The following is a 5,507-nucleotide window of genomic DNA, read 5'->3' on the forward strand; positions in this document are numbered from 1 at the left end:
GTTCATTATAAATAATTATACAGGAGTAGGGTGTTAGAGGTAACATTTATAAGGTTCGATTCCTTATTAATTGACAAAACGACTGGCGAAGAAGATCGCTTCAGGAGTTAAAAAAGTTCATAGACATATTGATTGACAGCGCGTATTAGACTAGAGATAGTTTATACGAATAATAAGAACTAGAAACATCAAAGAGATACGATTATAATTCCGTTGTATTGTTTTCAAATAATATTTAAAAGCAAACGATGAAGAGTTTGATCCTGGCTCAGGATGAACGCTAGCGGCAGGCTTAACACATGCAAGTCGAGGGGTAACAGGATAGCTTGCTATTGCTGACGACCGGCGCACGGGTGCGTAACGCGTATAGTACCTACCTTATAGTAAGGGATAGCCCAGAGAAATTTGGATTAATACCTTATAGTATCAAGATGTAGCATTGCATTATGATTAAAGATTTATCGCTATAAGATGGCTATGCGTTCTATTAGCTAGTTGGTATGGTAACGGCATACCAAGGCTACGATAGATAGGGGTCCTGAGAGGGAGATCCCCCACACTGGTACTGAGACACGGACCAGACTCCTACGGGAGGCAGCAGTGAGGAATATTGGACAATGGAGGCAACTCTGATCCAGCCATGCCGCGTGTAGGAAGACTGCCCTATGGGTTGTAAACTACTTTTATAGAGGAAGAAACGATTTCACGTGTGGAATTCTGACGGTACTCTACGAATAAGGATCGGCTAACTCCGTGCCAGCAGCCGCGGTAATACGGAGGATCCAAGCGTTATCCGGAATCATTGGGTTTAAAGGGTCCGTAGGCGGGTTTGTAAGTCAGTGGTGAAAGTTTTCGGCTCAACCGGAAAATTGCCATTGATACTGCAAGTCTTGAATCATTATGAAGTGGTTAGAATGTGTAGTGTAGCGGTGAAATGCATAGATATTACACAGAATACCGATTGCGAAGGCAGATCACTAATAATGTATTGACGCTAAGGGACGAAAGCGTGGGTAGCGAACAGGATTAGATACCCTGGTAGTCCACGCCGTAAACGATGGTTACTAGCTGTTCGGATTTCGATCTGAGTGGCTAAGCGAAAGTGATAAGTAACCCACCTGGGGAGTACGTTCGCAAGAATGAAACTCAAAGGAATTGACGGGGGCCCGCACAAGCGGTGGAGCATGTGGTTTAATTCGATGATACGCGAGGAACCTTACCAGGGCTTAAATGTAGATTGACAGGTTTAGAGATAGACTTTCCTTCGGGCAATTTACAAGGTGCTGCATGGTTGTCGTCAGCTCGTGCCGTGAGGTGTCAGGTTAAGTCCTATAACGAGCGCAACCCCTGTTGTTAGTTGCCAGCATGTAAAGATGGGAACTCTAGCAAGACTGCCGGTGCAAACCGCGAGGAAGGTGGGGATGACGTCAAATCATCACGGCCCTTACGTCCTGGGCCACACACGTGCTACAATGGTAGGTACAGAGAGCAGCCACTGGGCGACCAGGCGCGAATCTATAAAGCCTATCACAGTTCGGATCGGAGTCTGCAACTCGACTCCGTGAAGCTGGAATCGCTAGTAATCGGATATCAGCCATGATCCGGTGAATACGTTCCCGGGCCTTGTACACACCGCCCGTCAAGCCATGGAAGCTGGGAGTACCTGAAGTCCGTCACCGTAAGGAGCGGCCTAGGGTAAAACTGGTAACTGGGGCTAAGTCGTAACAAGGTAGCCGTACCGGAAGGTGCGGCTGGAACACCTCCTTTCTAGAGAAACGAGATACGATGGAATGTATTTTGGAAGTGTTTTTAGTTTTTATGCTGTTAATTAATAATTAGTTGTTAGTTTATGGTGATAGTTGAAGTTTATCAACGATCAGCAATTAACCATCAACCCACAACTATGAAGAAGTCTCATAGCTCAGCTGGTTAGAGCGCTACACTGATAATGTAGAGGTCGGCAGTTCGAGTCTGCCTGAGACTACTATTGAATAATTACGTTCATGTAGATATATTGAAAGGAAATTTTAGAAGTTGAGAATTCATTACTTCATCATTCGGGATTCTGAATTCGACATTTAGGATTTTGTAAATGGGGGATTAGCTCAGCTGGCTAGAGCGCCTGCCTTGCACGCAGGAGGTCATCGGTTCGACTCCGATATTCTCCACGATTCTTTAGATATAGAGGGTGATAGGTTATACAACACAGGATTCATATTATGAAAAGCGTTTTATAGTCATCGATTTTATATTGATTTACAAGAAAAACGTTCATTGACATATTGATTTAAAAATACGAGCATTGCTTGTTTGTTTACAGACAAGTAATGATAATAAAAGAGAGATAATACATTAATTTGTATTATCAAAAACTAAAAGAGCAAGTTAAAGCAAGACGCATAAGCTAATTAAGGGCGTATGGGGAATGCCTAGGCTCTCAGAGGCGAAGAAGGACGTGATAAGCTGCGAAAAGCTACGGGGACAGGCACATACTGATTGATCCGTAGATATCCGAATGGGGCAACCCGGCATATTGAAGATATGTCACCACGTAAGTGGGGCGAACCCGGAGAACTGAAACATCTAAGTACCCGGAGGAGAAGAAAACAAAAGTGATTCCGTTAGTAGTGGCGAGCGAACGCGGATTAGCCCAAACCTAATTTGTTACGGCAAATTAGGGGTTGTAGGACTACGATATAAGAAGTGTAATGAATTAGAATTGGTTGGAAAGCCAAGCCATAGACAGTGATAGCCTGGTATAAGTAAAGATCATTGATTTAGTAGTATCCTGAGTAGTGCGGGGCACGTGTAACCCTGTATGAATCTGGCGGGACCATCCGTTAAGGCTAAATACTCCTGAGAGACCGATAGTGAACCAGTACCGTGAGGGAAAGGTGAAAAGAACCCTGAATAAGGGAGTGAAATAGATCCTGAAACCATACGCTTACAAGCGGTCGGAGCGCATTTATGTGTGACGGCGTGCCTTTTGCATAATGAGCCTACGAGTTACTTTTACTAGCAAGGTTAAGCACTTCAGGTGCGGATCCGTAGCGAAAGCGAGTCTGAATAGGGCGACTATAGTTAGTAGTAGTAGACGCGAAACCGTGTGATCTACCCTTGGGCAGGTTGAAGCTTTGTTAACCCAAAGTGGAGGACCGAACCCGTTGACGTTGAAAAGTCTTGGGATGACCTGAGGGTAGGGGTGAAAGGCCAATCAAACTCGGAAATAGCTCGTACTCCCCGAAATGCATTTAGGTGCAGCGTTGGTTTAGTTTTATAGAGGTAGAGCTACTGATTGGATGCGGGGGCTTCACCGCCTACCAATTCCTGACAAACTCCGAATGCTATAAAATGTTTACCAGCAGTGAGGGCATGGGTGCTAAGGTCCATGTCCGAGAGGGAAAGAACCCAGACCATCAGCTAAGGTCCCAAAATATATGTTAAGTTGAAAAAACGCGGTTGAACTGCTTAGACAGCTAGGATGTTGGCTTGGAAGCAGCCATTCATTTAAAGAGTGCGTAACAGCTCACTAGTCGAGCGGTTCGGCATGGATAATAATCGGGCATAAACATATTACCGAAGCTATGGACAGATTAATTCTGTGGTAGGGGAGCATTGTAGTGGCGTTGAAGGTGATTCGCGAGGATTGCTGGAGCATCTACAAAAGAAAATGTAGGCATAAGTAACGATAATGCGGGCGAGAAACCCGCACACCGAAAGACTAAGGTTTCCTCAGCTATGCTAATCAGCTGAGGGTTAGTCGGGGCCTAACGCGAACCCGAAAGGGGTAGTGGATGGACAACAGGTTAATATTCCTGTACCTGCTCACATTAAAAGTGACGGAGGCGAGAAGTTAGTGCGCACTGACGGAAATGTGCGTTGAAGGGAACAGTAATGTCCCGATAGTACACTAAGACTACGGTCGAGGTGATAATCTAGCGAATCGACTTCCAAGAAAACCAAGTGCAGCAGCCCGTACCGTAAACCGACACAGGTAGTTGGGATGAGAATTCTAAGGTGCTCGAGAGATTCATGGCTAAGGAACTAGGCAAAATCGACCCGTAACTTCGGGAGAAGGGTCGCCTCGCTTCGGCGAGGCCGCAGTTAAAAGGTCCAGGCGACTGTTTATCAAAAACACAGGGCTATGCTAAATAGAAATATGATGTATATGGCCTGACACCTGCCCGGTGCCGGAAGGTTAAGAGGAGATGTTAGCTTCGGCGAGGCATTGAATTGAAGCCCCGGTAAACGGCGGCCGTAACTATAACGGTCCTAAGGTAGCGAAATTCCTTGTCGGGTAAGTTCCGACCTGCACGAATGGTGCAACGATCTGGACACTGTCTCAGCCATGAGCTCGGTGAAATTGTAGTATCGGTGAAGATGCCGGTTACCCGCTGTGGGACGAAAAGACCCCGTGAACCTTTACTATAGCTTAGTATTGACTTTGGATAAGTAATGTGTAGGATAGGTGGGAGACTTTGATCATGCGTCGCCAGGCGTGTGTGAGTCATTGTTGAAATACCACCCTTTGCTTATTCGAAGCCTAACATCGCGAGATGGACAGTGCTTGGTGGGTAGTTTGACTGGGGTGGTCGCCTCCAAAAGAGTAACGGAGGCTTCTAAAGGTTTGCTCAGTACGGTTGGTAATCGTGCGTAGAGTGCAATGGCATAAGCAAGCTTGACTGAGAGAGATACATCTCGATCAGGTACGAAAGTAGAGCATAGTGATCCGGTGGTTCCGCATGGAAGGGCCATCGCTCAAAGGATAAAAGGTACTCCGGGGATAACAGGCTGATCTCCCCCAAGAGCTCATATCGACGGGGGGGTTTGGCACCTCGATGTCGGCTCGTCACATCCTGGGGCTGGAGAAGGTCCCAAGGGTTGGGCTGTTCGCCCATTAAAGTGGCACGCGAGCTGGGTTCAGAACGTCGTGAGACAGTTCGGTCTCTATCTACAGTGGGCGTTAGAAATTTGAGTGGATCTGACTTTAGTACGAGAGGACCGAGTTGGACTAACCGCTGGTGTATCTGTTGTTCCGCCAGGAGCATTGCAGAGTAGCTACGTTGGGAAGGGATAAGCGCTGAAAGCATATAAGCGCGAAACCCACCACAAGATGAGATTTCTTTAAAGGGTCGTGAGAGACGATCACGTTGATAGGCTATAGGTGTAAAGGCAGTAATGTCATAGCCGAGTAGTACTAATAACCCATAGGCTTATGTGCGCCCTGGTGGTCATTATGATCATCAGGGTGGAGAATTGCTTAACTAGTTTTATTTTAGTTATCTTTTGTATCTCGTATATTAGATCAATATGTCAACATATTAAGTTAATAGTAAGTTTTGTGAATAAACAATGCTTAGGTATTAATAAAGATTTAAGGTGGTTATAGCATCAGGGCTCACCTCTTACCATTCCGAACAGAGAAGTTAAGCCTGATAGCGCCAATGGTACTACAATCGTGGGAGAGTAGGTCGCCGCCTTCCTTGAAACCCTTCATAGCAATATGA

2 tRNA genes and 3 rRNA genes are annotated in these 5,507 nt (G+C 45.9%); all 5 read left to right on the top strand.

Annotated elements, in window-relative coordinates:
• The first annotated feature begins 245 nt into the window (after positions 1–245).
• The 5 genes from C1X07_RS24570 (at position 246) to rrf (ending at position 5,483) form a co-directional block, all read left to right on the top strand.
• Positions 246–1,767: ribosomal RNA gene (locus C1X07_RS24570) — 16S ribosomal RNA — on the top strand.
• A 143-nt stretch (positions 1,768–1,910) separates the two neighbouring features.
• Positions 1,911–1,984 (top strand) — tRNA-Ile (locus tag C1X07_RS24575).
• Between the two features lie 110 nt (positions 1,985–2,094).
• A tRNA-Ala gene (locus C1X07_RS24580) sits at positions 2,095–2,168 on the top strand.
• A gap of 229 nt (positions 2,169–2,397) precedes the next feature.
• A 23S ribosomal RNA gene (locus tag C1X07_RS24585) occupies positions 2,398–5,221 on the top strand.
• A gap of 154 nt (positions 5,222–5,375) precedes the next feature.
• Positions 5,376–5,483 (top strand): 5S ribosomal RNA (gene rrf, locus C1X07_RS24590).
• Together the 16S, 23S and 5S rRNA genes with 2 tRNA genes alongside form the textbook arrangement of a ribosomal RNA operon.
• Positions 5,484–5,507: the final 24 nt, after the last annotated feature.

Source organism: Aquimarina sediminis (assembly GCF_002895435.1).
In the GTDB taxonomy this organism is placed as follows: Bacteria; Bacteroidota; Bacteroidia; order Flavobacteriales; family Flavobacteriaceae; genus Aquimarina; species Aquimarina sediminis.